General features: G+C 60.3%; 24 protein-coding genes. 17 read left to right on the top strand and 7 right to left on the bottom strand.

Features of this window, described 5'->3' with window-relative positions; genetic code table 11:
• The first annotated feature begins 12 nt into the window (after positions 1-12).
• From FHT85_RS13275 to FHT85_RS13260, 4 genes are read left to right on the top strand one after another with little or no spacing between them, the layout of a single operon-like run.
• A complete protein-coding gene (locus FHT85_RS13275) occupies positions 13-888 on the top strand; it encodes a carbohydrate ABC transporter permease (protein ID WP_112337111.1) in 876 nt (291 codons plus the stop codon).
• A complete protein-coding gene (locus FHT85_RS13270; RefSeq protein ID WP_112410733.1) occupies positions 888-1739 on the top strand; it encodes a carbohydrate ABC transporter permease in 852 nt (283 codons plus the stop codon). The genes FHT85_RS13275 and FHT85_RS13270 overlap by 1 nt, the downstream gene beginning before the upstream one ends.
• A 39-nt stretch (positions 1740-1778) precedes the next feature.
• Positions 1779-2930 carry an ABC transporter ATP-binding protein gene (locus FHT85_RS13265; RefSeq protein WP_112410732.1) on the top strand — a complete coding sequence of 384 codons (1152 nt, stop codon included), beginning with the start codon at positions 1779-1781 and terminating at the stop codon, positions 2928-2930.
• A 17-nt stretch (positions 2931-2947) separates the two neighbouring features.
• On the top strand, positions 2948-5089 hold the full coding sequence (locus FHT85_RS13260) for a beta-galactosidase (RefSeq protein ID WP_183774139.1): 2142 nt from the start codon (positions 2948-2950) through the stop codon (positions 5087-5089).
• A gap of 57 nt (positions 5090-5146) precedes the next feature.
• Here FHT85_RS13260 and FHT85_RS13255 read toward each other — a convergent pair whose 3' ends face one another.
• Positions 5147-5629 carry an Lrp/AsnC family transcriptional regulator gene (locus FHT85_RS13255; protein WP_112337115.1) on the bottom strand — a complete coding sequence of 161 codons (483 nt, stop codon included), beginning with the start codon at positions 5627-5629 and terminating at the stop codon, positions 5147-5149.
• Between the two features lie 172 nt (positions 5630-5801).
• Between FHT85_RS13255 and FHT85_RS13250 the strand changes: the two genes are divergently transcribed.
• The 5 genes from FHT85_RS13250 (at position 5802) to FHT85_RS13230 (ending at position 9817) form a co-directional block, all read left to right on the top strand.
• Positions 5802-6581 (top strand): ABC transporter ATP-binding protein, encoded by a 780-nt coding sequence (locus tag FHT85_RS13250; protein WP_112337116.1) that lies wholly within the window; start codon positions 5802-5804, stop codon positions 6579-6581.
• A gap of 42 nt (positions 6582-6623) precedes the next feature.
• Entirely contained in the window at positions 6624-7397 is a 774-nt protein-coding gene (locus tag FHT85_RS13245; RefSeq protein ID WP_112410730.1) for a transporter substrate-binding domain-containing protein, read from the top strand.
• Between the two features lie 12 nt (positions 7398-7409).
• On the top strand, positions 7410-8135 hold the full coding sequence (locus FHT85_RS13240) for an ABC transporter permease (protein ID WP_112410729.1): 726 nt from the start codon (positions 7410-7412) through the stop codon (positions 8133-8135).
• Positions 8136-8146: 11 nt separating this feature from the next.
• A complete protein-coding gene (locus FHT85_RS13235) occupies positions 8147-8836 on the top strand; it encodes an ABC transporter permease (RefSeq protein WP_112337119.1) in 690 nt (229 codons plus the stop codon).
• Positions 8837-8899: 63 nt separating this feature from the next.
• Positions 8900-9817: a homocysteine S-methyltransferase family protein gene (locus tag FHT85_RS13230; RefSeq protein WP_112410728.1), complete on the top strand. Its 918-nt coding sequence runs from the start codon at positions 8900-8902 to the stop codon at positions 9815-9817.
• Between the two features lie 63 nt (positions 9818-9880).
• On the opposite strand, the gene FHT85_RS13225 is transcribed toward FHT85_RS13230, so the two are convergent.
• Positions 9881-11566 carry a Na/Pi cotransporter family protein gene (locus tag FHT85_RS13225; RefSeq protein WP_183774136.1) on the bottom strand — a complete coding sequence of 562 codons (1686 nt, stop codon included), beginning with the start codon at positions 11564-11566 and terminating at the stop codon, positions 9881-9883.
• Positions 11567-11946: 380 nt separating this feature from the next.
• On the opposite strand from FHT85_RS13225, the gene FHT85_RS13220 reads away from it, so the two are divergent.
• A complete protein-coding gene (locus tag FHT85_RS13220) occupies positions 11947-12753 on the top strand; it encodes an MBL fold metallo-hydrolase (RefSeq protein WP_112413134.1) in 807 nt (268 codons plus the stop codon).
• Between the two features lie 27 nt (positions 12754-12780).
• On the opposite strand, the gene FHT85_RS13215 is transcribed toward FHT85_RS13220, so the two are convergent.
• Genes FHT85_RS13215 through FHT85_RS13205 form a run of 3 tightly spaced genes read right to left on the bottom strand, consistent with a single transcriptional unit; the run spans position 12781 to position 15079 of the window.
• Positions 12781-14172 carry a sensor histidine kinase gene (locus tag FHT85_RS13215; protein WP_112399883.1) on the bottom strand — a complete coding sequence of 464 codons (1392 nt, stop codon included), beginning with the start codon at positions 14170-14172 and terminating at the stop codon, positions 12781-12783.
• Positions 14169-14840 carry a response regulator transcription factor gene (locus FHT85_RS13210; protein ID WP_015342375.1) on the bottom strand — a complete coding sequence of 224 codons (672 nt, stop codon included), beginning with the start codon at positions 14838-14840 and terminating at the stop codon, positions 14169-14171. Before FHT85_RS13210 ends, FHT85_RS13215 begins: the two co-directional genes overlap by 4 nt.
• A gap of 2 nt (positions 14841-14842) precedes the next feature.
• Positions 14843-15079: a PepSY domain-containing protein gene (locus FHT85_RS13205; RefSeq protein WP_015342374.1), complete on the bottom strand. Its 237-nt coding sequence runs from the start codon at positions 15077-15079 to the stop codon at positions 14843-14845.
• A 259-nt stretch (positions 15080-15338) separates the two neighbouring features.
• Here FHT85_RS13205 and FHT85_RS13200 point away from each other — a divergent pair, with 259 nt between their 5' ends.
• Together FHT85_RS13200 and FHT85_RS13195 are read left to right on the top strand one after the other, a co-directional pair.
• Complete coding sequence (locus FHT85_RS13200) at positions 15339-19400, top strand: Pls/PosA family non-ribosomal peptide synthetase (protein WP_112413135.1); 4062 nt, start codon at positions 15339-15341, stop codon at positions 19398-19400.
• A 7-nt stretch (positions 19401-19407) separates the two neighbouring features.
• Positions 19408-20025, top strand: coding sequence for a 4'-phosphopantetheinyl transferase family protein (locus tag FHT85_RS13195; RefSeq protein ID WP_112338229.1), 618 nt, complete (start codon positions 19408-19410; stop codon positions 20023-20025).
• 81 nt (positions 20026-20106) lie between these two features.
• On the opposite strand, the gene FHT85_RS13190 is transcribed toward FHT85_RS13195, so the two are convergent.
• Positions 20107-21054 carry a bile acid:sodium symporter family protein gene (locus FHT85_RS13190; protein ID WP_112338227.1) on the bottom strand — a complete coding sequence of 316 codons (948 nt, stop codon included), beginning with the start codon at positions 21052-21054 and terminating at the stop codon, positions 20107-20109.
• 159 nt (positions 21055-21213) lie between these two features.
• On the opposite strand from FHT85_RS13190, the gene FHT85_RS13185 reads away from it, so the two are divergent.
• The gene (locus tag FHT85_RS13185) at positions 21214-21912 is read left to right on the top strand and encodes a methyltransferase family protein (protein ID WP_183774133.1); all 699 of its coding nucleotides are present in this window, start codon (positions 21214-21216) and stop codon (positions 21910-21912) included.
• A gap of 18 nt (positions 21913-21930) precedes the next feature.
• Here FHT85_RS13185 and FHT85_RS13180 read toward each other — a convergent pair whose 3' ends face one another.
• Positions 21931-22428, bottom strand: a complete 498-nt coding sequence (locus FHT85_RS13180) for a cupin (protein WP_112413136.1) — start codon at positions 22426-22428, stop codon at positions 21931-21933.
• Positions 22429-22561: 133 nt separating this feature from the next.
• Between FHT85_RS13180 and FHT85_RS13175 the strand changes: the two genes are divergently transcribed.
• The 4 genes from FHT85_RS13175 to FHT85_RS13160 all read left to right on the top strand — a co-directional run bounded on the left by FHT85_RS13175 (position 22562) and on the right by FHT85_RS13160 (position 25965).
• On the top strand, positions 22562-23122 hold the full coding sequence (locus tag FHT85_RS13175) for a DJ-1/PfpI/YhbO family deglycase/protease (RefSeq protein ID WP_112413137.1): 561 nt from the start codon (positions 22562-22564) through the stop codon (positions 23120-23122).
• A gap of 191 nt (positions 23123-23313) precedes the next feature.
• Positions 23314-24132 (top strand): ABC transporter ATP-binding protein, encoded by an 819-nt coding sequence (locus FHT85_RS13170; protein ID WP_112413138.1) that lies wholly within the window; start codon positions 23314-23316, stop codon positions 24130-24132.
• A complete protein-coding gene (locus FHT85_RS13165) occupies positions 24129-24899 on the top strand; it encodes an ABC transporter permease (protein ID WP_112338221.1) in 771 nt (256 codons plus the stop codon). The genes FHT85_RS13170 and FHT85_RS13165 overlap by 4 nt, the downstream gene beginning before the upstream one ends.
• Positions 24900-24933: 34 nt before the next feature.
• Positions 24934-25965: an ABC transporter substrate-binding protein gene (locus tag FHT85_RS13160; protein ID WP_112399888.1), complete on the top strand. Its 1032-nt coding sequence runs from the start codon at positions 24934-24936 to the stop codon at positions 25963-25965.
• Positions 25966-26018: the final 53 nt, after the last annotated feature.

Genomic DNA, 26018 nt, shown 5'->3' with positions numbered 1-26018 from the left:
GAAGTCTGAGCCATGTGGAAAAAACACAGGAACTGGCTGACGCCCGTCCTCTTCATTGTGCCTGGATGCATCCTGTTCGGAACGATCATCATCGCTTCTTCGGTGGAATCGATCTGGATTTCGTTCTTCGATTGGGATGGCGTCGGGCAGAAGAGCTGGGTGGGATTGGCAAACTATTCCGAACTCTTTGCCGATCAGCAATTCTACGTCTCGCTGAAGAACAACATCATCTGGCTCGTCATGTTCATGGCGGCACCGCCGCTCGGACTGGCGCTGGCATTGCTCGTCAATCAGCAGATCGCCGGCATGCGGATTTTGAAGTCGCTTTTCTTCATTCCGCTGGTGCTCGCCACGGTCACGGTCGGCGTCGTGTTCGGCTGGGTCTATGATCCGAATTACGGGCTTCTTGCCCTCATCTTCAGTCTCTTTGGAGCGACCGCGCCTGCCCTGCTTGCCGATGAGCATTTCGTGACCTTCGCCGTGGTTATCGCCGCGCTCTGGCCGCAGATCGCCTTCTGCATGGTGCTTTTTCTCGCCGGTCTTAACAATCTGAGCTCCGACATCATCGGCGCCGGGCGCGTCGACGGAGCCCGCGGCTGGAACATGCTCTGGCACGTCGTCCTGCCGCAATTGCGCCAGGTGGGTTTCATCGCCCTTGCCGTAACGGTCGTCGGCGCATTGCGATCCTTCGACATGATCGCGGTGATGACATCGGGCGGCCCCTTCGGCTCATCGGAAGTGCTGGCCTATCAGATGTACGAGCAGTCGATCTTTTCCTATCGCTTCGGCTATGGCGCAGCCATCGCCACCGTCCTCTTTGCAATCATGATCGTTTTCATCACCTGGTATCTGCGCGTCATGGTGCGCATGGAACGGGAGACACGCTGATGTATCCTCGCCCAATCCCTGAAGAAAAGCCCGCGCTTCGCGGCCTTTATGCCGGCTTCGTCGGCCTGATCCTTGTACTCTGGCTGCTGCCGCTCGTTGCCGTCATGCTGACGGCGGCCAAGACGGCCGATGAGATCATGGCCGGAAAATACTGGACCTGGCCCGAGCATTTCAATCTCGTCGAGAATTTCCAGTCGGTTTTCCAGCAGACCAACATGTGGGGCTATTTCATCAACAGCCTCATCATCACCCTGCCCTCGGTGCTGCTGGTCCTCGTATTCTCGACCCTGACGGGCTATGTGCTCGCCCGCTATAATTTCCGGGGCAACGCCCTGCTCTTCTCGCTCTTCGTCGGCGGCAACTTCCTGCCAGCCCAGATCATGATGATCCCGGTGCGCGATCTCATGGTTTCGGTCGGCCTATACGACACCTATTTCGCGCTGATCATCTTCCATGTCGCCTTCCAAACCGGTTTTGCGACCCTGTTCATGCGCAACTTCATCGCGGCCCTGCCGGACGAATTGTTCCAGGCGGCGCGCGCAGAAGGCGCCTCCCCCTGGCAGACGATGCGCCATGTCGTCATACCGCTGATGCGGCCTGCCCTTGCCGCGCTTGCGATCCTGATCTTCACCTTCGTCTGGAACGACTATTTCTGGGCGATCGTGCTGACGCAAAGCGATGTCGTCAAACCGGTGACGGCGGGCCTGAACAACCTCAGGGGCGAATGGACGTCCGCCTGGAACATCGTGGCGGCAGCAACCCTGTTCGTCGCCGTCCCGCCGGTCCTGATGTTCTTCCTGATGCAAAAGCATTTCATCGCGGGCCTGACCATGGGCGCCGTCAAGGGCTGACATGTCCCGCACCGCGCGAACAGATTTGGAGTATCATTCATGAGCCATGTACAGCTGATCGACATCGACAAACATTACGGCGGCTACCACGCCCTGCGTTCGATCAATCTTTCCGTCGACAAAGGTGAATTCATCGTCATGGTCGGCCCGTCGGGTTGCGGCAAGTCTACCACCCTGAAGACGATTGCCGGGCTCGAAAACATCAGTTCGGGCGAGATCTGGATCAACGGCCGCAATGTCACGCGCGAGGAGCCCGGCGATCGCGGCATTGCCATGGTCTTCCAGTCCTACGCGCTTTATCCGCACATGACGGTCGCCGAGAACATGGGTTTCGGCTTGAAGATGGCGAAGCGCCCGCAGATCGAAATCGACGCTGCCGTCAAGCGCGCGGCTGAAATCCTCAGAATATCCGACCAGCTCGACAAGCGCCCGAAGCAGCTTTCGGGCGGCCAGCGCCAGCGCGTCGCGATCGGCCGCGCCATCACCCGCTCGCCGGAGGTGTTCCTCTTCGACGAACCGCTCTCCAATCTCGATGCGGCATTGCGCACGCAAATGCGCGTCGAGCTTTCGACGCTGCATCAGCAGCTTGGCTCGACGATGATCTATGTGACGCATGATCAGGTCGAGGCGATGACCATGGCGAGCCGCATCGTCGTGTTCAACAAGGGGATAATCGAGCAGGAAGGCGCGCCGCTCAATCTCTATCACAATCCGGCGAACCAATTCGTCGCTGGCTTCCTCGGCGCGCCGCGGATCAATTTCATCAATGCGAAGCTCGTTTCCCTTCGTGACGGTGTAGCTGAAGTCGCACTCGAAGGCGGCAACACGACGGTCCTCGTTCCCGTAGCAGACGTCGGCGATCTTAAAGCACAGGCGAGCCTCACCCTCGGCGTTCGGCCGGAATCGCTGAAGATCGGCCCCTCCACCGAGGATGTCGCTATCTCCTTGGACGGCAAGGTCCGGTTGGTCGAACAGCTTGGCCGCGAAACTATTCTCTATGTCGATGCGGGTCCGCTCGCAACGATCGGCTCGGAAAGCGGCACGCGCAATTTCACCGTTCAGCTCGGCAACGCGACCGGCTTTTCGGCTGACGAGCAGATCAAACTGTCCGCCGCCACATCCTCCCTCTACCTCTTCGGTCCTGATGGCAGAACCCTCAGCCGACCGAAGTCCATCATTGCCTCTCTGTAAAGAAAGCTTGTGACCTCATGAAAGTTTTGGAAAGAAAGCCGCTCTCCGTCTGGCGGACGCTCAATCTCGACGGCTTCATGGTCGGTGTGCCGCATTATCCCGAACATGTCGACGAGAGCTATTGGGACCGCGATGCCGAACGAATGGCGACTGCCGGTTTCAATACCGTTCGCATGGCGGAATTCGCCTGGCATATCATGGAGCCGCATGAGGATCACTTCGATTTCTCGCTCTTCGACAAGGCGATTGCCGGCCTGGCCAAGCACGGCATCAAGACCATTCTCTGCACCCCGACGGCAACGCCGCCCCGCTGGCTGACGGCAAAATATCCGGAAGTCCTGCGCGTCGATGCAAACGGCAGAGAGGCAAGCCACGGATCGCGCCAGCATTGCGATACGACGAGCCCGGTGCTGCGGCGGCACAGCCAGCGTATTACCCACGCGATGGCCGAGCATTACCGCGACAATCCTGATGTCATCGGCTGGCAGACGGACAACGAGCTCAATACGACGACCTCCGAAAGCTATTCGCCATCCGCGCTCATCGAATTCCAGAAGTTCTGCCGCGCGAAGTATGGCACGATCGAAGCCCTGAACTTTGCCTGGGGCGGCGACTTCTGGGCGACGGCCTATCAGACCTTCGACCAGATCGTCTTCCCGCAGCCGATGAATCCGTCCTTCTCCAGCCCCGGTCACGTGCAGGACTATCATCGCTTCCTCGCCTTCGCGACAGCTCTCTTCCAGCACGATCAGGTGGAAATCCTGCGGGCGACCAATCCGGCATGGTTCATCTTCCATAATCTGGGCGGCCTTGTGGACATCGATTTCCGCGGCCAGTTCGGCCAGGATCTCGATTTCATCGGCTTCGATATCTACCCGTTCCTCTATGACGAGATGCGCCGCGGCGGCGGTCATGCGGTCACGCAGGCCTTCCATCTCGACCAATGCCGCGCCTATTCCGGCAATTTCATCGTTCCGGAACAGGCGTCCGGCCTCGGCAGTCAGCCGGGCTTCTCCTCATCCGTGCCGGAGCCCGGCGAGATGCGCCGCATGGCGATGACTTCGGTGTCGCGCGGCGCGGACGGCCTTATGTTTTTCCGCTGGCGCCCGGCGCACTTTGGCGCCGAGATCTACTGGAACGGCATTATCGACCACGATGACGTGCCGCGCCGTCGCTACGAGGAAGCCAAGCAATTCGCATCCGACATCCGCAAGATCGAGGGCAAGCTGCTTGGCACGACCGTCCACATGGATATTGCCATCGCCGGCGCGGATTTCGACAATCAGGAAGCCTACAAGACCTACGCGATCGGCCTGCCAAGCCCGATGCAGGACGCAGCCCATCTGCACCGCGCATGCTATCAGGCCGGTATTGCCTGCGGCTTCATTCATCCGGAAGATGATCTCTCGCGGGTCAAAGCGCTCTATGTTCCCCATTGGGCCATGTGGAAGGAAGAGTGGTCGGCAGCGGTGGAAAAGTTCGTCGCCAGCGGCGGCACGCTCATCCTATCGGCAATGACGGGCACCCGCGATGACAACAACCACATCATCCGCACCCAGGCGCCGGGCACCGCACTTTCCAAGCTTTCCGGCGTCAGCGTCTACGAATTCGGACCAGTCTCCGCTCCGGGGGCGGATGGGTTGTTCAGCGGTTTCCGTGAGGGCGGCATCGGCAGCCATCAGCCATCCCCGCGTCCGCCGGCATCCTCGGCCTCGCGCAAATATGCCTATACGATCGGCAATCATCAGCTCGAGGCCGGGCACCTTTACGAGAAGCTGGAAACGACCGCCGATATCGAAATCGTCGGTCGCTGGTCCGACCGCTTCCTGGAAGGCACGCCGATGCTGACGCGCCGCCGGCATGGCAACGGGCAGGTCTATTATCTCGGCACCTACCTCACCGCGCCGCTCGCAGAGGTCATCGGGGAGATTCTCGTCAGCAACGGCGTTGCCGCACCGCTGGTAGAGAACCTGCCTGCCGGCGTCGAAGTGTCGCTGCGCGAGAGCAATGACAGGAAGCTGCTGTTCGTGCTCAATACGGAGCATGAAACGAAAATCGTCGACCTGCCTGAAGGGATTGACCTACTGACCGGCAGGACGATATCGGGACGGAGCGAGCTTCAAGGCTACGGCGTGCTTGTGATCGAGCAATCCGTCTGACACGATCCGCAAAGCGCGGCGCCGGGGGGAAGCCGCGGCGCCGCGGCTCCACCTCGATCAACCCTCATCGTCACCGTTTGCCAGCGGCACGAACAATCCAAGCTTGACGTCACGTAGCACCACATTCGTATGCATGCGCCGAATCTGCGGATTCTCCGCCATGATTACGGCGGCGATATCGTCATAGTGTTCCACATCCCGCGCAGTGACGATCGCGATGAGATCGACAGCGCCCGTGACATAATAGACTTGCTGGATATGGTCCTGCTTTTCCGCCCAAAGGCGGAATTTCGCAAGCGCATCGTAGTTGTCCCGCTCGATCTCCATGCCGACGATGAACACCATCGGCGTCCCGGTGGCCTTGCGATCGACAACTGCGATTTCCGCCTTGATGATACCGTCCTCACGCAGCCGTTTCAGGCGCCGTTGCACCGCTGACGTCGAAAGCCCAACCTCCTCGGCGATCGCTTCGGCCGTGAGCTGGCAATTGCGCTGGACGATATCGAGAATATCGCGATCAAAACGATCCGGACTTTCCATTTCCCTACCCCTTTATGCGCGATGAAACCAGGCGACGACATCTCTATTCCATCATAAAAGATGCATAAGAAATACATTTTTGCTTTTTTTATGCAAATTGATCGGAAATTGCGCGCAAATTCGGCTGCCCTTCGCGATATTCTCCGCAAATTGTTTTTCATCGGAATTATATATGACAGAGCTGCCCTCCCAGGCTCTTTGTGTGGAAGATCTCCACAAGAGCTTTGGGTCACATCAGGTCCTCAAGGGTGTTTCAACCACCGCCAAACAAGGGGACGTGATTTCTATCATCGGCTCGTCCGGCTCCGGGAAAAGCACGTTCCTGCGGTGCATAAACCTGCTTGAGATGCCTGATCGCGGACGCATCGTCGTCAACGGCGAGGAAGTCGCGCTGAGGCAGGGGCGCCATGGACAGATGCAGCCGAAAAGCTGGCGCCAGATCGAACGCATGCGCAGCGGATTGGGCATGGTGTTCCAGAGCTTCAATCTCTGGGCTCACATGACCGTCCTCGAAAATATCATCGAGGCGCCGGTGCATGTCCTTAGCGTTCCTCGCCGCGAGGCGATTGAGAAGGCAGAGGCTCTTCTCAATAAAGTCGGGCTTTACGACAAGCGCGATGCCTATCCCGCCTTTCTCTCCGGGGGACAGCAGCAAAGAGCCGCGATTGCCCGCGCGCTTTGCATCGATCCGGCCGTGATGCTCTTCGACGAGCCGACATCGGCGCTCGATCCCGAACTGGTCGGCGAAGTCCTCAAGGTCATCCGCGATCTCGCCGAGGAGGGCCGAACCATGCTGCTGGTCACCCACGAGATGCGCTTTGCCCGAGACGTCTCGAACCATGTTCTCTTCCTGCATCAGGGACGGATCGAGGAGGAAGGTCCGCCCCGGCAGATCTTCGACGCCCCGATCAGCACCCGCTGCCGGGAATTTACCGGCATGCTGACGACCTGATCCACTCCAATTCGCAGACAACACATTAGGAGAATCCCATATATGAGACTGGTTTCCACATTATTCGCCGGACTGGCCTTCGCGTTTTCCTCGATGGCGGCGCAGGCCGAGGTTCGCTTCGGCATCATGAACGAATCCTACCCGCCATTCTTCGCCAAAGATGCCGCCGGCAAATGGCAGGGCTGGGAAATCGATATGATGGACGCCGTCTGCGAGCAGATGAAAGAGAAATGCTCGATCGTCGAGCTTTCCTGGGATGGTCTCATCCCGGCGCTTCAGAGCAAGAAATTCGATGTGATCTGGTCATCGATGTCGAACACGGCGGAGCGCTCGAAGATCATCGATTTCACCGACAAATATTATAATACACCCAGCACGCTGATCGGCCCCAAGGACCAAAAGACTGGCGCCACGGCAGACGACGTCAAGGGCAAGACCATCGGCATCCAGGTGTCGACCATCCAGTCGGAATATTACAAGAAGTACTTCGCCAAGGTCGCGGATGAGAAGACCTACCAGACGCTCGACGAGGCGTTTCAGGATCTCGCTGCAGGGCGCATCGACTATGTCTTCGGCGATTCCCTTGCGCTTGACGCCTTCCTGAAAAGCGAAAGCGGCAAGGATTGCTGCGCCAAGATGGGTGACGTCGCCGACGACAAGGAAGTCCTCGGAGCCGGCGTTTCCGGCGGCCTTCGCAAGGAAGACACCGAGCTGAAGGCGAAGCTCAACGCGGCAATCGCCGCGGTGCGCGCCAGCGGAAAATACGACGAAATCACCAAAAAGTATTTCAGCTTCGATATCTACGGCGCCAAATAAACGATCGCGACGATGGCGACTTCCTCACAAGGCATTCTGGACCTGCTCTCCCCCTATCCTCCGGGATGGGGTGGAGTGCTCTTGACCGGGGCTGCCTCCACGGTCGCCATCTCCGCCGGCGCTTTTCTGATAGGCCTGCTACTCGGTACGGGCGGCGCACTGGGCAAGCTTTCGGGCATAAGGCCGCTCCGGCTACTGCTCGAACTCTACACGACTACCGTCCGCGCCGTTCCGGAGCTGATCCTGATCGTCGGCCTTTATTATGCGGGCATGGATGGCCTCAATCGGCTCCTCGCCGCGCTCAATCTGCCGGCCTTCGAGCTGAACGGCTTTGCGGTCGCGGTCGCCGTACTCGGTTTCGTGCAAGGCGCCTATATGACGGAAGTGCTGCGTGGCGCGATCCTGGCGATCCCCGTCGGCCAGATCGAGGCAGCAAAGGCATTCGGCATGGGTGCACGCCTGCGCTTCCGCCGCATCATTCTGCCCGCCTTGCTGCCCAATGCACTGCCCGGCCTTGCCAATCTATGGATGTCGGTCACCAAGGATAGCGCTCTGGTCGCGGTGGTCGGCTACCAGGAACTGGCTCTCGCCACGCGTCTCGCCGGTGCGAGCACCAAGCATTACTTCATCTTTTTCCTGGCATCCGCCCTCATCTATCTCGCCCTCACACTCGTTTCCAACGCCCTGTTCAACCTGTTGGAGCGGCGTGTGCGGCGCGGCCAACCAAAGCTCGCGTGAGGAGTGTTGGCATGACCTTCTCATGGATATCCGCCTATTGGCCGCTTCTGTTGACGGGAGCCGTGCAGACGCTGTCGCTGCTTGCGATCTCCGTCGTCTTCGGCTTTGTGATCGCCATCGGCCTCGCCTTCGCCCAGGTCAGCGGCGGCCCCATCCTGCGAAGCCTTGCCCGTGGTTATTGCACCTTCTTCCGGGGCACGCCGCTGCTGATACAGCTCTGGCTGCTTTACTATGGGGTCGGCTCTCTTCTGCCGATGATTCCGGGTATCCGTCAGAGTCTGTTCTGGCCGATCCTGCGCGAAGGTTTCTTCTTCGCGGCCGTCAGTTTCACGCTCAACTATGCGGCCTATGAGGCGGAGGTTTTGCGCGGCGCATTGCTTGCCGTTCCGAAGGGCGAACTGGAAGCCGGACGCGCATTCGGCATGCGACCCTTCACGCTGACGCGGCGTATCTGGCTGCCGCGGGCCATTCGCATCGCACTGCCGACGATCGGCGGCGAAATCGTCATGCAGCTAAAGGCCACTCCGCTCGCCTTCACCGTCACCGTGATGGATCTCTACGCCGTTGCCACAAAAGTTCGCCAGGACACCCTGCTGGTCTACGAACCGCTTGTTGTCGTCACCGTCTTCTATCTCATCATCACAGCCATCATCGCGCGAAGCTTCCGTTTCCTGGAAGCGCAGGTGCCGGTGCGGCGCTAACCCACGGCACGAAGGAGAGATCAAACCTCTCCGCTGATCCGAACCATTCTGGAGATCCCATTCATGAGCAAACCCTTGATCCTCGACGGCGGCATGAGCCGCGAACTGCTGCGTCTCGGCGCGGAACTGAAGCAGCCGGAATGGTCGGCGCTCGCGCTCGTCGATTCGCCGGAGATTGTCCGGCAGGTGCATGACGAATTCATCGCCGCCGGCTCGGACGTTGTGACCACCAACAGCTACGCGCTCGTCCCCTTCCACATTGGCGAGGAGCGGTTCTGGAAGGAAGGCGCCGATCTCATCGCGCTTTCCGGACAGCTGGCTCGCGACGCCGCCGATGCCTGCAAGGATCGAAAAATCCTGGTCGCCGGCTCGCTGCCGCCCATCTTCGGCTCTTATGAGCCGCAGAATTTCGATCCGTCACGCGTTCAGGACTATCTCAAGGTTCTGGTAGAAAACCTCGATCCTTATGTCGATGTCTGGCTCGGGGAAACCCTCAGCCTGATCGCGGAGGGAGAGGCGGTTCGGGCCGCGGTCGCCGAAACCGGCAAGCCGTATTGGATCTCCTTCACACTGGCCGACGATGCCGCGCAAAGAAATGGCGCCTCGCCCAAGCTCCGATCCGGCGAAGCCGTCGAGGATGCGGCTCGCTGGGCCGCATCATCCGGTGCCGACGCGCTTCTTTTCAACTGCAGCAAACCGGAGGTCATGCGAGAGGCCGTCGATGTCGCAGCGGAGGTTTTCAAGCAGAGCGGCCATAATCTGCAGATCGGCGTCTATGCCAATGCCTTCGAAGGTGAACAAGGCGAGTTGGCCGCCAATGAAGGCCTTCACGCGACCCGGCTAGATCTGAATGACGACGCCTATTCGCGCTTCGCCTGTTCATGGGTCGATGCCGGCGCAACGATGGTAGGCGGTTGCTGCGGGATTGGCGCCGGGCATATACATCGGCTGAAGAAGGCCCTCCTTACTCAGGGCGTGTAGCAAAAGCCGCCACGAACATTGATCCGGAAGGCGATCGTTAGCCATAGGACCGAGATAGGTCTTTTAGTCATGCACCGTTGCTGCGGCCTGCGGAGCCGGGCCTGGAGTCCGGCTTTGCAGGAGTTCGCCGCGCTCCTCCAGAACGGGATAGGCGGCAGCGGCGACCAGATGGGAATTGATCTGTTTGAGATCACGTAGCAGGTCGAGGTGAAGAGAACTGGTCTCGACGGTCTCGATCCCGCCTTGCCGCAGGCGTTGGAAATGAGCCTCCGTACCCTCACGCTCCGCTTTGCGAAAGATAACCTTCTCCTCCGCCAGCATGCGAGCGGTGCTCTCGTTTTGGGTCATGAGCAAGGCCGCCGTCGTGCGCAGATTCGTCTGCAATCGATCGAACAGCCGCGCCAATTCAAGCTGGCCCTCCTTCGAGAAGTTCAGACCCCGGCGCAGACGTTTGGCCAGATGCGGCAAGAGGTTCTGATCGAGAACGTCGCCGGCGTGTTCCATATTCATCGAGAACAGCAGGATCTCGTTCAAGCGTCGTCTGTCGGCCTCGCCGAGTTCATCGGGATCGATCGAGGTGAGATAGGTCTTTACGGCCGCATTCAGACTGTCGAGGATATTGTCCAGCGACCGCAATCGCGTCAGCGCCTTTCGATCCGTATCCGATAGGGCAGTCTTGGCGCCGGCGAGCATTTCGGAGAGGACATCGACCAATCTCAATGCCTCCCGTGCTGCCGCGCCAAGCGCGACGACAGGCGTCTCCTTGGCAGCCGGGTCGAGATATCGGGGACGCGTCGGATCGGCCTCGTCAATCTTCCGCGGCAGCAATTTGGTCAGGAGATCGGCATAGGGCCGCAATAGCGGCATGAACACCATGGCCAAAACGACATTGAAGGCGGTATGAAAATTGGCGACGGCGCGGGCGCTATCGCTATCCACCAGCGCCGACAAGCGCGTGACCGGTTCGAGAAAGCCGATCAGTGCGATCACACCGACAATGCGTGTCATCATATTGCCGATGGGTAGGCGTTTCACCGATAGATCGGTCCCCGATTGCCCTTCGATGAGCGGATTGATCGCGGTTCCGAGATTGGCGCCGAGAACGAGCGCAAAAGCCTGGTCGACATCGACAAGACCCTTGCTCGCGAGAGACATGATGAGCAGAACGACGGCAACGCTGGAATGGGCTGCCCATGTCAGAATAGCGGCAAGGAGCATGCTCAGCACCGGCGTCGCGGCAATCGCACCGAGGACATACGCAAGCGCCGTCGATCCCTCATACTGAGTCATCAGGTCGAGAAGCTGATGCAGCGCCAGAAGCATGAAGCCAAGCCCGATCATGACCCGGCCAAGATCGTGCACGCGTGAATTCCCGGTTCGGCGGAACATCAGCACGCCGATCAGGATCAGCGCCGGGGAAGCCGCCGCGACATTGAAAGACAACACCTGGACGATCAGGGTCGTGCCAACATTGGCTCCCAGCATGACGGCAAGCGCCGGCACGAGATCCACCAGGCCGCCAGCCGCGAAGCCGGAAGCCATCAGGCCGGTTGCCGTGCTGCTCTGCAGGATGGCAGTGACGCCGATCCCGGCAAAAAACGCCTTGGTGCGATTGCTAAGCGCGCGGCCCAGAAAAGACCGCAGATCAGGTCCGAAGGCGCGCTGAATGCCGGTCTGGACCATACGCGTGCCCCAGAGCAGAAGGGCGATGTGGCCGGCCAGAGCAACGAGGCCGAGGATAAGCGCCATAATGGTCCTCCATAAGCCTGCGATCTCTCCCGAGACAAGCGCCGGGAATCAAGATTGCAGATTGTAGACTTTCATTAGCCGACTATGTTCTTTGTCTTTGCATTTTTTGCAAGGGCGGATTGTCGTAAAACTGTTATTGTAATATTTTTTCATTTAAAATCAGCGAGATAAACCGACACAGATACGATTGCCTCACTATGACGAATAAGCGCCTTACCGGAAAAGATCGGTCCAAAAACGACGGTTTCTATCCACGGCAACACAACCTCGCCTTTTCCCTGTAATCCAGGGTATATCTGACCAATGTACCTATACAGCCATCTCAGCCTGCGCCAGATCCCATCCGCCGGCTGAGGCGATAGCTTGGCGAGGAATTCGAGATGGCGCATTTTGTCTGTATCACATGCGGTACGCAGTTCAGCGAGAGCGACGCACCACCGCGAGCCTGCCCGATCTGCGAGGATGAGCGTCAATTCGTACCCCAATCAGGTCAGGAATGGACCGATATGGCAAGCATCGGCCAGACGCATAGCGTGATCTGGACCAAGCAAGCGGAAGGCGTTCATGGCCTGCAGATCAAGCCCGATTTCGGTATCGGCCAGCGCGCATTTCTGATCGAAGGGCCGGATGGCAACATTCTTTGGGATTGCCTGAGCCTCATCGATGAGGCCAGCAAGACGCGGATTGCTGCGATGGGCAGCCTGAGCGCGATCGCGATCTCCCATCCGCATTTCTATACGTCGATGGTCGAGTGGAGTGCCGATTGCGGCGGCGCACCGATCCATATCCATGCCGACGATAGCGAATGGGTGCGAAGGCCGGATGCCGCCTTGCATCCATGGAGAGGCGCGACGCTTTCGATCGGCGCGGCGACCATGATCCGATGCGGCGGCCATTTCGACGGCAGTTGCGTGCTCCATTGCCCCTGGCTCGAAGGCGGGCGCGGCGCCCTCTTCGTCGGCGACACGATGCAGATGACCATGGACCGTAAATTCGTGAGCTTCATGCGCAGCTACCCGAACATCGTTCCACTCGACGCCAAGGCGGTAACGAGGATATTGGAAGCGGTTCGGCCCTATCGTTTCGAAGCGATTTACGGCGCATTTCCCGGCCGAACGGTCGAGAGCGACGGAAACCAGGTGGTGGAGCGTTCGGCGGAAAGGTACCTGAAGGCGATCGCAAACTGAGAATCTTGCGCCGGAAATGCCGTAGACCTAGTTTTCCAGCGCCGCTTGTCTGTCCTTGACCAGTCGCGCCGGCAGATTGACGGTGACAGACAAACCGCCAAGGCTAGAGCGGGCGAGCGCCAGCTTGCCGTCATAGGCCTCGACCAGATCCTTGGCGATCGCCAGGCCGAAACCGGTTCCGGCGATGCTTTCATCCAGCCGCCTGCCGCGGCGAATGAAAGCCATCTCGGCATCCTCCGGCAGGCCCGGACCGTCGTCCTCGATGCACAGTTCCACGCCCTCGAGCTCGGGCAACTGCGACAGACGGACCTTCACCTTACCGGCCGTCCACTTTCTGGCGTTGTCGATCAGATTGCCGGTGATATCGGCAAAATCCGCTTCGTCGATCGCCAGCCACATCTCGGGCGGCGCCACAAGCTCGAAATCGATCTTGCGCTCGCTCGATAGCCGCCGCATCACGGAGATGATCTTCTGCAGATCGGCGCTGGCGTCCATGACGCCGACGGTATGAGCGGCCGCCAGGCTGGCCCGGGTTTGCGCAAGCGTTCGCTTGATCTGCGCCTCCATCCGGCTGACCTCCGTCTGGATGGCGGCGGCTCGCTCCGACATGCCCTCTTCCGACAGAAGGCGCGCCGTCGCCTCCAATGCCGCGAGTGGCGTCTTCAGGCCGTGCGCCAAATCGCCGGCGCGTGCACGCGCCTGCGTCAACTGCGTTTCACGCGATGCGAGCAGCCCGTTGAGATCGTCCACGAGAGGCTGGACTTCCCGCGGAAACTGACCGGTGATCTTGCGTGCCGATCGCTCCTGCACCGCCATCAGGGCTGCGCGCAGATCATTGAGAGGTCGTAGCCCGTATCGCAGAAAAGCGATGACAGCCACGATGAGGGCGGCTGAAAGCACGCCAAGGGATGGCGCCATGGCGTAGAAGAAGCGCCAGCGCGCCGGCGCAAGCTCGCTGTTGTCGAGCGCCATGACGATATCGACGATCTGGTCGCCCGTGGCCGAGGGGATCGAAATCGACCGCTCGACGGCAAGAAGACGGCTGCCGTTCGGCCCTTTCATATCCGTCGCTCGCCCGGCATCGCGAGGGCGGGCACGCAGCCAGGGCAGGTTCTGCTCCCAGAGCGATTGGGAGCGCAGCTCCACGGTGCCGTTGCGGCCGACCTGCCAATAGAAGCCACCATTCGGAATGCCGAAGCGGGGATCCGTTGGCGTGTCGTCGAGGAAGAGCTGATTGGAGGAATTTATATCGACCGCCGCCAGCAGAACGCGCAACTCCTCATCTATCTCCGAGAGGGCAAGCGCTCTGACGGCCAGTCCGGAAATGGCGTTGATGCCGACCCCGGCAAGAAAGGTTGCAACGATGATCGCCACCACGGAACCCAGCAGCAACCGCCCTCGCAGCGAGAACGGTGTCATGACGGCGGCGCCTCGCGCGGAATGATGTAGCCCTGGCCGCGCCGGGTTTCGATGACGGTGCCGTCGAACTTGCGCCTAAGACGCGCTACAACCACTTCTAGCGCGTTCGACAGCAGCTCCGTCTCTTCATCATAGATGCTGTCGGCGATCTGCGTTCGGGAAAGCACGGTGCCGGCATTGTGCATCAGATAGGCAAGAAGCCTGTATTCGAGTGCCGTCACCTGAACCGGCTGCCCGCGAAACGAAACCGTGCGCTGGCGTGTGTCGAGCTCCAGCACGCCATTGGAAAGGATCGGAGAAGATTGTCCGGCGGCGCGGCGCATCAGGGCGCGCACGCGCGCCAGAAGTTCTTCCATGCGGAAGGGTTTGGTCAGATAATCGTCGGCACCCGCATCCATGCCGTCGACCTTGTCGCGCCATCCGTCTCGCGCCGTCAATATGATGACAGGCATGCCGCGGCGTTCTGCGCGCCAGCGTCGCAGCACCGTCAGTCCATCAAGCTTCGGAAGTCCAAGATCGAGGATGACAAGATCAAAATGCTCGATATCGCCGCGATACCATGCTTCCTCGCCGTTGCTCACGGTCGAGACGACATAATGCTGATCCTCCAGGCAGCGGCGCATGTCCGCCACAATACTGGGCTCATCCTCAGCAATCAGAATGCGCATTCTCAGCGTCTCTCGATCACGGCAAGTGTTGCGCCGTCGAGCACTATATCACCACGTTTGCCATCCGGCTTCAACACACGCACGGCATAGGCCTGGCGCCCAGCCCGGCGAACCCGCTTGATTCGCAGCACCTTTCCCGGCATTTCGCGCGCAACGACCGCATAGATGTCGCGTAGCGGCCGCAAGCTGCCGGCATCTTCGACCAGGACATTGCTATGTATGCGAGCCAATGCTTCCATGCCTGGCAAGCTTAGCGGAACCGCTACCAAGAGAACGGACAGCCAGCGGGGCCAGCCGGCTCTTCGCCCGAATATGCGCAACGATATCAATCCTTCTTTCGAGATGGCACACAGGGCTCGCCCTGCAGCGAACCAAGCATAGCTTTCCCAACATTACAATTCACTGACAACGCCCGTAAGAGAGCTGCAAATTGAAGGGTGTATAAGCATGGGCAGATGGCACGCTGATTGTGCCGAGTTTCGTTCCGCAGAAGATACCATGACTATCCAGATTTCTTCGATTACCCCAAATGCCAGCCTCTCGGTCTCCTCAGGCGGCATTCGGCCTGAGTTCGTCCGCAATGAAACCCTGATGGACATCTTCAAGGCAACGGTTGCCCGCAGCCCCGACAAGACGGCACTGACCCTGATCGGAACCGACCAGGCGATGACCTATGCCGAACTGGACCGGCTTTCCGATGAGGCAGCGCGTGCGCTTAGCCGTCGCGGCATCGGTCCCGGCGATTTCGTCGGCCTTTGGTTCCAGCGCTCCCTCGAGCTACATGTCGCACTTCTGGCGATTCTCAAGGCCGGAGCCGCCTATATTCCCTTCGATGCCGCTGCCCCTGCCGACCGCGTGGGCGTGAGCCTCGCCGATTGCGGCGCGAAATGGCTGCTGACGCATGATGAAAAGGCGGCCCTCGCACCCGAATTCGACGGCCAGACCCTGATCCTCAAGGCACTTCTCGCAGAAGACGATGATGGCGTCGCGCCGCGCGCCGCCGCTCACGATGATCCGGCCTACGCCATCTATACGTCCGGCTCCACTGGCAAGCCGAAGGGCATCGTCATCACGCATCGGAACATCTGTCATTATCTGCGGGCCGGCAACGACGTCCTCGGCATGGTCGAATCGGACGTCGTTCTGCAGCAAGCTTCGGTCGCCTTCGACCTTTCTCTCGAAGAAATCTTCGTTCCCTATCTGGTCGGCGCGACGCTGAAGGTTGCGACATCTGCCGTCATGGCCGAGCTCGACAGGCTCGCGGATGTGCTGGAAGCGGAAAAGATCACGGTCATCGACACCGTACCGACCCTGCTCACCATGCTCGAGCGCGATGTCGAAAGCCTGCGCGTCATCATCGTCGGCGGCGAAGCCTGCCCTCCGGCGATCGTCAGCCGCTTTTCCAAAGCCGGCCGGCGCCTGATCAATACCTATGGCCCGACCGAGACGACGGTGGTTGCAACCTACGCCGAACTCGATCCATCCCGGCCGATCACGATCGGCTGCCCGATCGCCAACACGACCGCCTACGTCGTCGACGAAAACCTGCAGCTCGTTGCCCGCGGTGATACCGGCGAATTGCTGATCGGCGGACCGGGTGTTGCTGCCGGCTACAGAAACCTGCCGCAGCTGACCGCCGCAAAATTCGTCGCCAACCCCTTCGCAGGCCATGACCCCTTCGCAGGCCATGACGATCCGGTGCTTTACCGCAGCGGCGACGCCGTGCTGATGGACGAGGAAGGGCAGCTCCATTTCCTCGGGCGCATCGACGACCAGGTCAAGATCCGCGGCTATCGCATCGAGCTCGGCGAGATCGAAACCGTCGTGGGCGAGCTTCCCGACGTGAAGGCCGCATCCGTCGTCGTGCACCGCCCCCCGGATGGCGAGGACATGCTGGTCGCCCACATCGTTACCACGGGTAGCAGCTTCGATCGCGACAAGGCGCGCGCCGTGCTTGCAGCCAAACTGCCGCCCTACATGGTGCCGGCCGCCTGGCATAGCCATGTCTCACTGCCGCGGCTTCCTTCCGGCAAGATAGACCGCAAGACGCTGGCCGCGATCCCGCTCGTAGCCGACCAGCCGACCCAGGCACAAGAGCCGCCGCGCACATGGACGGAAGCACAGCTGCTGAAGGCCGCGACCGAGGCGCTTCGACTGCGTTCCATCGGCTTCGAAGCGGATTTCTTCACCGAACTCGGCGGCCATTCCATGCTGGCGGCCCGCTTTGTTTCCGAAGTGCGCAAGATCCCGTTGCTCGCCAGCATCGCCCTGCGCGACGTCTATGCCGGCCGAACCTTGCGCGGCATTGCCGCGATCCTGGAGCAGCGCGCCGAGAGCACTTCGGGACAGGAGCGTAAGAGTTTCGAACCGGTGCCGTTGCGCCGGCGTTTTTTCTGCGGTCTTGCTCAAGCCGTGGTATTGCCCTTCATCGTCGCGATCGCAACGCTGCAATGGATCGGCCTGCTGCTCGCCTCGATCCTGCTGATCGATGACGGTGCATCGCTCTGGAATGAAATCCTCATTCTCGGCGGCGTCTACCTCGCGCTCAATCTCGGCGAGAAGCTTGTTGTCGTCGCCCTGAAATGGCTTGTCATTGGCCGCACGCGGCCCGGCATCTATCCGCTCTGGGGTACCTATTATTTCCGCCTCTGGCTGATGCAGCGCATCGTACAGCTCACCGCTCCGAAATTCCTCAAAGGTTCGCCGCTTATCCGCGTCTATATGCGCGCACTCGGCGCCAAGGTCGGCAAGGACGCGATGATCGACGAGTTCGAAGAGGGTGCGATCGACCTCGTGCGCATCGGCGCAAGATCCAGCCTCGGCGTCAAGATCAAGCTCGCCAATGTCGAAGTCATCGGCAACGAGCTCCATGTCGGCACGATCGATATCGGCGAAGGCGTGCAGATCGGCAATGGCTCCGTCATCGGTCACAACGTCAAGATTGACGATGGTGCCGTCATCGGCGATCTGACGGCGATTGCCGCTGGCACGCATGTCGAAGCCCATACGCGCTGGGACGGCTCGCCCGCCCGCCAGACCGGGCATGCCGAGCACGAAGAGATGCCCGCCCATCCGGAGCTTGGAACCGTCGGACGCGTCTTCCAGTTCGCAGCCTATTTCGTTGCCTACAATCTCAGCCTCGTCGTCGGCCTGCTGCCGATCTTCCCGGCCTTCTATCTGTTCTCTGCCGTGCAGCAGATCTATGCGCCCGGCTCCGACGAGGCCTTGTCGTGGGGGATGATCGCCGCGCTCTCCTGGCCGGCCGCCTTCCTGCTGATCGTCGTGTCCATGGCTGTCGTCGTGGCGCTCAGATGGGTGCTGTTGCCTCGCGTCGTGCCGGGCCGCTATTCCATCTTCGGCAATCTTTATTTCCGCAAATGGGTCGTCGGCCTGACCACCGAGGCCATGCTCGAAACCCTGAATTCGCTCTACGCGACCGTCTTCATGCGTAATTGGTACCGCCTGATGGGGGCCAAGATCGGCAAGGGCACGGAGATCTCCGCAAACTTCGCCGGTCGCTACGATCTGATCGAAATGGGCCGCGACAACTTCATTGGTGACGAGACCATCTTCGGCGACGAGGAAATCCAGAACGGCTGGATGATACTCAAGCGCCTGAAGACCGGCGATCGCTGCTTCTTCGGCAACTCCTCCGTCATCTCGCAGGGTGCGGTGATCGAGAGCGATTCGCTCATCGGCATCAAGACGCGCCTGCCCGACTCCCTGCACGTCAAATCGGGTGAAACCTGGTGCGGCAGCCCCGCCTTCCAATTCCCGACGCGCGAGAGGCTGGAGGCGGCTGCGAACACCACCTATGCACCGCCGCTCCGCATGCGCCTTGTGCGCATTCTGTTCGAGGCCATGCACACATCGCTGCCGACCGCCATCCTGATCGTCATGGCACTTGCCATGTCCGACATGCTGGCCAGCGAAATCGACAATGGTGCCTGGGGCAGCCTATTCTGGACACTGATGGCCGCGGGCCTGGCGACCTCTGGCATCCTCTATCTCGTCGCTGTCGCCTTCAAATGGACGCTAATTGGCACCTACAAGCCGATGAACCGGCCGATGTGGTCCTGGTGGGCGATGCGTACTGAGGCCGTTGCGGTGTTTTACGGCGGTCTCGCCAGCAAGATGCTGCTCGACTATCTGCGCGGCACGCCTTTCCTGCCCTGGCTGCTCCGTCCCTTCGGCGCCAAGATCGGCCAGGGTGCGTGGATCAACAGCACCGATATCTGCGAATTCGATTGCACCCATATCGGCGACCATGCGGTTCTCAATATGGGATCCTGCCCGCAGACCCATCTCTATGAAGACCGTATCATGAAGGTCGGCCGCATCACGATCGGCGAAGGCGTCTCCATCGGCTCAGGCAGCACCGTGCTTTACGAGGCCAATGTCGGTGATTTCGCCGAAATCGGATTGCTGACCCTGGTCATGAAGGGTGAGGCCATTCCGCAGGGAACGTCGTGGGTCGGCGCACCCGCCCAGGCAGTTCAAGCCGAGCAGGCGCCAGCTCCGGTCGCTCACAAAGAGACCCTGCCCTCCGCCGCTGCGTGAGCGCGGTATGACGACCCCTCGATTCGAGGTCGTCCTGGCGGTCGCTGATGCGATCGCCATCCTCGTCCGCCCGATGCCCGGCGGACGAGCAGAGCGTGATCAGATCGCGCAAATGGCCTTGAGAGAAGCCACACAACGGGACGATCTTTCCATCTATCGCCGGCCCAGCGAGCGGCCGGCGCTAAGGCCTCCGTATCACGAGCTGGGCGTTTCGCTTTCGCATCGCACCGATGTGCTGCTGGCGGGCTATTCGCCTAAAAGCGCTGTCGGCGTGGATATAGAGGTTGAAGATATCAATGGTTTCGAACCGGTAGCCTTTGCCGCCGACCACTTCTCGCCAAAGGAAGCGGCCGCCGTGGCCACATTCGATAGCGCAGCGGCGCTGGAGGTCTGTTACCGACTCTGGGTCGCCAAGGAGGCTGCCTTGAAGATCAGCGGCCGCGGCATTTTTGACGGTTTGGACGAACCTGATCTGGCGGCGCAGCTGAACCTCCTCCGCACCGATGGCACAACGATCCATCTTGGCGCCGGGTCGCGGCTGCCGCCGATTGCGCTCGCAGTGACTCGATTTTCCAACGCTGCGGATCAATCCGTCTATTGTGCCCTTGCCAGGGATATGCGCTGAGCGACGATCCCTCGGCTGCGAGCAGCCCGGCTAGAAAGGCGGTGGCAGAAGGACCCGCGCCTTCCCGCAAGCGTAGATATTTCAGGGACGCGGCGGTGCGTCGGCGTCTTCGCGCGAGGCAAACCAGTTTGCCAGCGTCGCGCCGGAAATATTATGCCAGACGGAAAAGATGGCGCTGGGAACCGCGGCGATCGGCGAGAAATAGGCCGTCGCCAACGCGGCACCCAGGCCGGAATTCTGCATGCCCACTTCGATAGCCAGCGCCTTGCGCTTGTAGAAATTGAGTCCGAGCACCTTCGAGGCATAATAGCCGAAGAGATAGCCAAGACCGTTGTGCAGGATAACGACGGCGAAAATCAGCAGGCCGGACTGCACGATGGCCGCCTTCGACGCACCGACGACAGCCGCAACGATCAATACGATGCCAATGACGCTGACGAGAGGCAGAACGGGGATTGCCGCACGAACCAGACCGGGCACGGCTTTCTGGGCGACAAAACCGAGCAGAAGCGGCACAATGATGACCTGTACGATGCTGATGAACATCGACCAGGCATTGACGGGCAGATACTGGCTCGCGAACATCCACACGAGGAACGGCGTGACGATCGGCGCAGCCAGCGTCGTCACACTCGTGCATGCGACCGACAGCGCTACGTCGCCGCGCGCAAGATAGGTCATGACATTGCTCGAGGTGCCGCCCGGGCAGCAGCCGACCAGAATGACGCCGGCGGCGACTTCCGGCGGCATCGGAATGATCCGCGTCAAAAGCAGTGCCAGCGCCGGCATGATGCCGAAATGTGCGATGACGCCGATCGCGACCTCATGGGGACGACGCGCCAGCTCGCGAAAGTCGTCAACGGATATGGTCAGTCCCATGCCGAACATGATGATGCCGAGAAGCACGACGATCCAAGGGGCAAGCTGCTTGAAGACGTCGGGCAGGAAAAAACCGAGGACGGCAAACAGGATGACCCATATGGAAAAGGTCTTACCGACGAAGGCGGAAAAGGATGCCAGGAATTTCATGGAATCTCCGGGGGGAAGGAGCATAATGACATTCGGCCGGTCTAAACCCGGCGCATCGGGTGTCAAGGCTTCGAACCGCTCGATCCGTCCACTTCCATCATCGATACGGTATGAATCTGTCGACGAGCACAGCAGGTTTGTCCTGCAAGGAGCCAATACATGACCGTTACCGAGCCCGAGCCGATGTCCCGCACGAAGGCCTTATGCTACGCGATCGGACTGCCGCTGGCGCTGCTCGTACTTATCTTTCTGCCCGCCGGTCGTCTCGACTGGCCGCCTGGATGGGTCTTCATCGCGTTCCTGGTGGTGAGCTATGGAATAGCGTTTCTGATCATGCGGCGCGTAAACCCGGTCATATTCCAGGCGCGCAGCCGCTTCCAGACCGGAACAAAAGGCTGGGATCTCATCCTGGTCTCGCTGACCTTCCTGGGCATGATCGCCGAAATACCACTCGGAGCCCTGGATGCCGGCAGGATGGAATGGTCGGTGATGCCAACCTTTATCGTGATCCTCGGTTATCTTCTGCTCGCGGCAGGCATCGCGCTCGCCACGTGGGCTCAGGCGGTCAATCGCTTCTTTGAGCCCGGCGTGCGCCTCCAGCGCGAACGCGGCCAGCACGTCATCAGCGACGGTCCCTACGCCTACGTGCGTCATCCCGGCTATGTCAGCGCGATCTTGGTATTTGCGGGGCTGGCATTGGCACTGGGTTCCTGGTGGGCCTTGATCCCTGCCGCCTGGGCAAGCGCCGTGCTGATCCTGCGCACGAGCTGGGAAGATGCGCTGCTTCATAGCGAGTTGGAAGGCTATGCCGACTATTCCAAGCGCGTTCGATTCCGATTGCTGCCGGGTATCTGGTGACGCTCTGTTTCACCGGCGCTAGGTGTTGCCATGCCAAAGGGAGCGGAGGCCACCGGCCTCTCCTTTCAGCGGATCCCTTGCCGGTATGCCAAGCTCGTCGATCATCGCCTGCTGCTCGGCCGTTGGCATTTCCCGGCAGAGATCGGCCTCCTGACCTGGCGGATAACCGCCGATCACGAGCAGGTCGTTGCTCGCCTCCAGCCGGCAATGGCCGGTTCCGGCCGGCAGCAGCAGGGCATCGCCGGCTTGGACCGCGATTTCCTTACCGGCGGGTCCACCGATCATCAGCCGGGCCTGACCTGCGGCGATGCCCAATATTTCATGGGCCGTCGAATGAAAATGGTGAAAGGAATAGACGCCGTTTCGCCAGAGGCCGCCCCACCCATTGGTTCGAAAGAGCCGTTCGAAAGCCCTTGCCCTGTCGGGGCCGTCAAGCACCCGCCGATAGACGATTACCGGAAATCGCCTGTTGTTGGGAACCCAGCCGGACTGCTCGAATTGGATTGTCTGCTCCATCCGTTCTCTCCCTGTCGATTGCCACCATAACCGCCGGACCTCGCTGCGGTTCCCGCGGAAATTCGGGAACGATTGCCTGCCGCTGGGGTTTGGAAACGGGCATCCGATCAACGATACAGCGAAAGGATAGATCATGCCTTCCATCAATTCCGCACATATTCTCATTCTGGCAACGGACGGCTACGAACGTTCAGAGCTCCGCGTTCCGCTCGACGAACTCAGCAAGCGTGGCGCCGACGTCAAGATTGCCTCCGTGAAGAAGGACAGCATCAAGAGCTGGGACAAGACCGATTGGGGCGACAGCGTCGACGTCGATCTCCTGGCCAAGGATGTCGACGTGAACCAGTTCGATGCGCTGGTGCTGCCGGGCGGCCAGATCAATCCCGACAAGCTGCGCCTCGAAGGAGACGCCATGCGTGTCGTCCGCGAGTTCCTGAATTCCGGCAAGGTGGTCGCCGCCATATGCCACGCACCCTGGCTGCTCGTCGAGGCCGGCGCATTGCGAGGACGCCAGGCAACCTCCTATTGGTCCATCAAGACGGATGTCAAAAATGCCGGCGCGGACTGGAAGGACGAAAAGGTCGTGACCGATGAAGGCATCATCACGTCCAGGTCGCCCGACGATCTTCCGGCCTTCGTCGACAAGATCGTCGAGGAAGTTCAGGAGGGCCGGCACCGGCGGCGTGCAGCCTGACCGCCCGATTCCAATGAAACTTGCGAAGCCCCGGCAGCAACTGTCGGGGCTTCGCATCTTTTCCCTGCAGCAGAGCGGGAGCGGAGCCAATCCGCATATTGACTGGCCGGGCATGCTTTGATCTGTTGGCCGAACATGACAATGCCTGATGTCCGCCGGAGGTAGACGGATATCGGGGAGGAAAGCAGGGCATGACGATGGAGGCTGTGAGGGCGGTCAGCCTGAAGCAGGTGGCGATTTCCTTTGAAATAGCCGGCAGGACACGGTTCGATGCCGTGGCGGCGACCAATCTGGAGGTCGGAGCGCATGAGTTCGTGGCTATCGTCGGTCCGACGGGTTGCGGCAAATCCACCCTTCTCAATGCGACGGCGGGCCTTTTGACGCCGGCGTCCGGCACGGTCGAAGTCTTCGGCCAGCCGCTGAAATCCATCAATAAGCAGGCAGGCTATCTCTTCCAGCAGGATTCGCTGATGCCGTGGAAAACGGTTCTCGAGAATATTGCGATCGGACTTGAGATCGCGGGTGCGGATAGAGCCGAGGCAAGACGGGTTGCGCGGGATTGGCTGGGGCGCGTTGGCCTTGCCACATTCGCCGATCGTTTCCCACGCACGCTCTCAGGCGGCCAGCGCAAGCGTGTCGGCCTCGCCCAGGTGCTCATCCGCAATCCCAAACTGCTGCTGATGGACGAACCCTTCGGGCCGCTCGATGCGCAGACCCGCCTGATCATGGGCGACCTCCTGCTGAAACTCTGGTCCGAGGACCGCAAGGCGGTGATGTTCGTCACTCACGATCTCGATGAGGCGATTGCCCTTGCCGACCGCGTGGTCATCATGTCGGCCGGTCCGAAATCCCGCATCATCGGCGATTTCAAGGTCCCTCTGGAGCGACCGCGCGATATCAGCGAGATACGCCACGATCCCGTATTCAACCGGCTGCATCGTGATATCTGGCAGGCGCTGCGCGATGAGGTGATGACTGCCTATCGCCAGAGCAGCGGAGAGATCGCATGAACCGTTCTCTGCTTCTCCTGCTGCAAATCCTGGTGGCTGTGGCCCTTCTGACTATCTGGCATCTCGCAACGAATACCGGCCTTTTCGGCAACCCGAAAACCATATCCTTCTTCTTTGCCGATCCGCTCAAGGTGGCGCAGCGCGTCATTCAATGGTTTGCGACCGGATCGATTTGGTATCACCTCTGGATCACGCTATCGGAATCGATCCTGGCCTTTCTGCTCGGCGCCTTCGGCGGCATCGTCTTCGGCTTCTGGTTCGCGCGCCGACCGCTGATTGCCGCCGTCTTCGACCCTTATGTGAAGGCGGCCAATGCACTGCCCCGCGTCGTGCTCGCCCCGATCTTCGCGCTGTGGTTCGGCCTCGGTATCTGGTCGAAGGTCGCGCTCGGCATCACCCTCGTCTTCTTCATCGTCTTCTTCAACGTCTATCAGGGCGTCAAGGAGGTCAGCCAGCCGGTGCTGTCCAATGCCCGCATGCTTGGCATGAACGAGCGACAGCTGTTGCGCCATGTCTATCTGCCCTCCGCGCTTTCCTGGGTGTTTTCCAGCCTGCATACTTCGGTTGGTTTTGCCGTCGTCGGCGCCGTTGTCGGCGAATATCTGGGCTCGGCCGCCGGCCTCGGCTATCTCATCCAGCAGGCTGAAGGTGTCTTTGACGTGACAGGCGTCTTTGCGGGCATGGTGGTTCTGACCGCATTCGTCCTGCTGGTGGATTGGGTCATGACGATGGTCGAACGGCGCCTGCTCTCCTGGCGCGGCCAGTAGCGCATCGAGAATAGCGAAGTGGAGGAACAAGGACATGGAACGCAGGACATTTCTGATCGGGACGGCAAGCTTCGGGATCGGCGCATCGCTTGCCGGCATCTTGCCCGCCGCGGCACAGGATGCGAAACCGGAAAAGCCGGATCTGTTGATCGGCGTCGGCGGCAAGCCGCTGCTCTATTACCTGCCGCTGACGATCGCCGAGCGAAAAGGCTTCTTCAAGGAAGAAGGTCTCAATGTCACCATCAATGATTTCGCCGGCGGTTCGAAATCGCTCGAAGGCCTGATCGGCGGCTCCCTCGATGTCGTCGCCGGTGCCTATGAACATACGATCCGCATGCAGAACAAGGGGCAGGATATCGTCGCGATCTGCAATCTCGGGCGCTTCCCGGGCATCGTCATCGCCGTGCGCAAGGATCTCACCGGCGAGATCAAGTCGATGGCGGACATGAAGGGCCGCAAGATCGGCGTGACCGCGCCAGGCTCCTCGACGGCGCTGATGTTCCAATATGCCATGCTGAAGAGCGGGCTGAAGACCGACGATGCATCGCTGATCGGCGTCGGCGGCGGGGCCGGCGCGGTTGCCGCGGTCAAGAGCGGCCAGATCGACGGCCTTTCTCATCTCGATCCGGTTATCGCGCAATTGCAGTATGACGGCGACATCACGGTGCTTCTGGATACGCGCACCGAGGCCGGTACGCGTGCGCTTTTCGGTGGTCCGAACCCGGCTGCGACCGTCTACATCAAGCGCGAATTTGCCAAAGAGAATCCGATCACCGCGCAAAAGACGGTCAATGCCTTCATGAAGGCCCTGAAATGGATCGCGGCAGCAAGCCCCGAAGATGTCGCGGGCGTCGTTCCGGAGGAATATCTGCTCGGCAACCGCGATCTCTATATGCAGGCCTTCAAGAACTCTAAGGAGATGTATTCTCCCGACGGCATGGTCACGATGGAAGGCTATAATTCCATGATGGGCGTCCTGAAAACGCTCGATCCCGAACTCGCCAATGCCGACGTGCCCTTTGAGAAGACATTCGATCCGACCTTTGCCAAGGCCGCAAAGACCTGATCGCGCAATGGACGACAAGCGATAACCCGAGTGCCGCCGTCGTCTACGGCGTC

Origin of the sequence: Rhizobium sp. BK312 (assembly GCF_014193605.1) — a bacterium.
GTDB lineage: Bacteria > Pseudomonadota > Alphaproteobacteria > Rhizobiales > Rhizobiaceae > Rhizobium.
The sequence above is the reverse complement of the archived record's forward strand: the minus strand, read 5'-3'. Positions and strand labels throughout refer to the sequence as shown.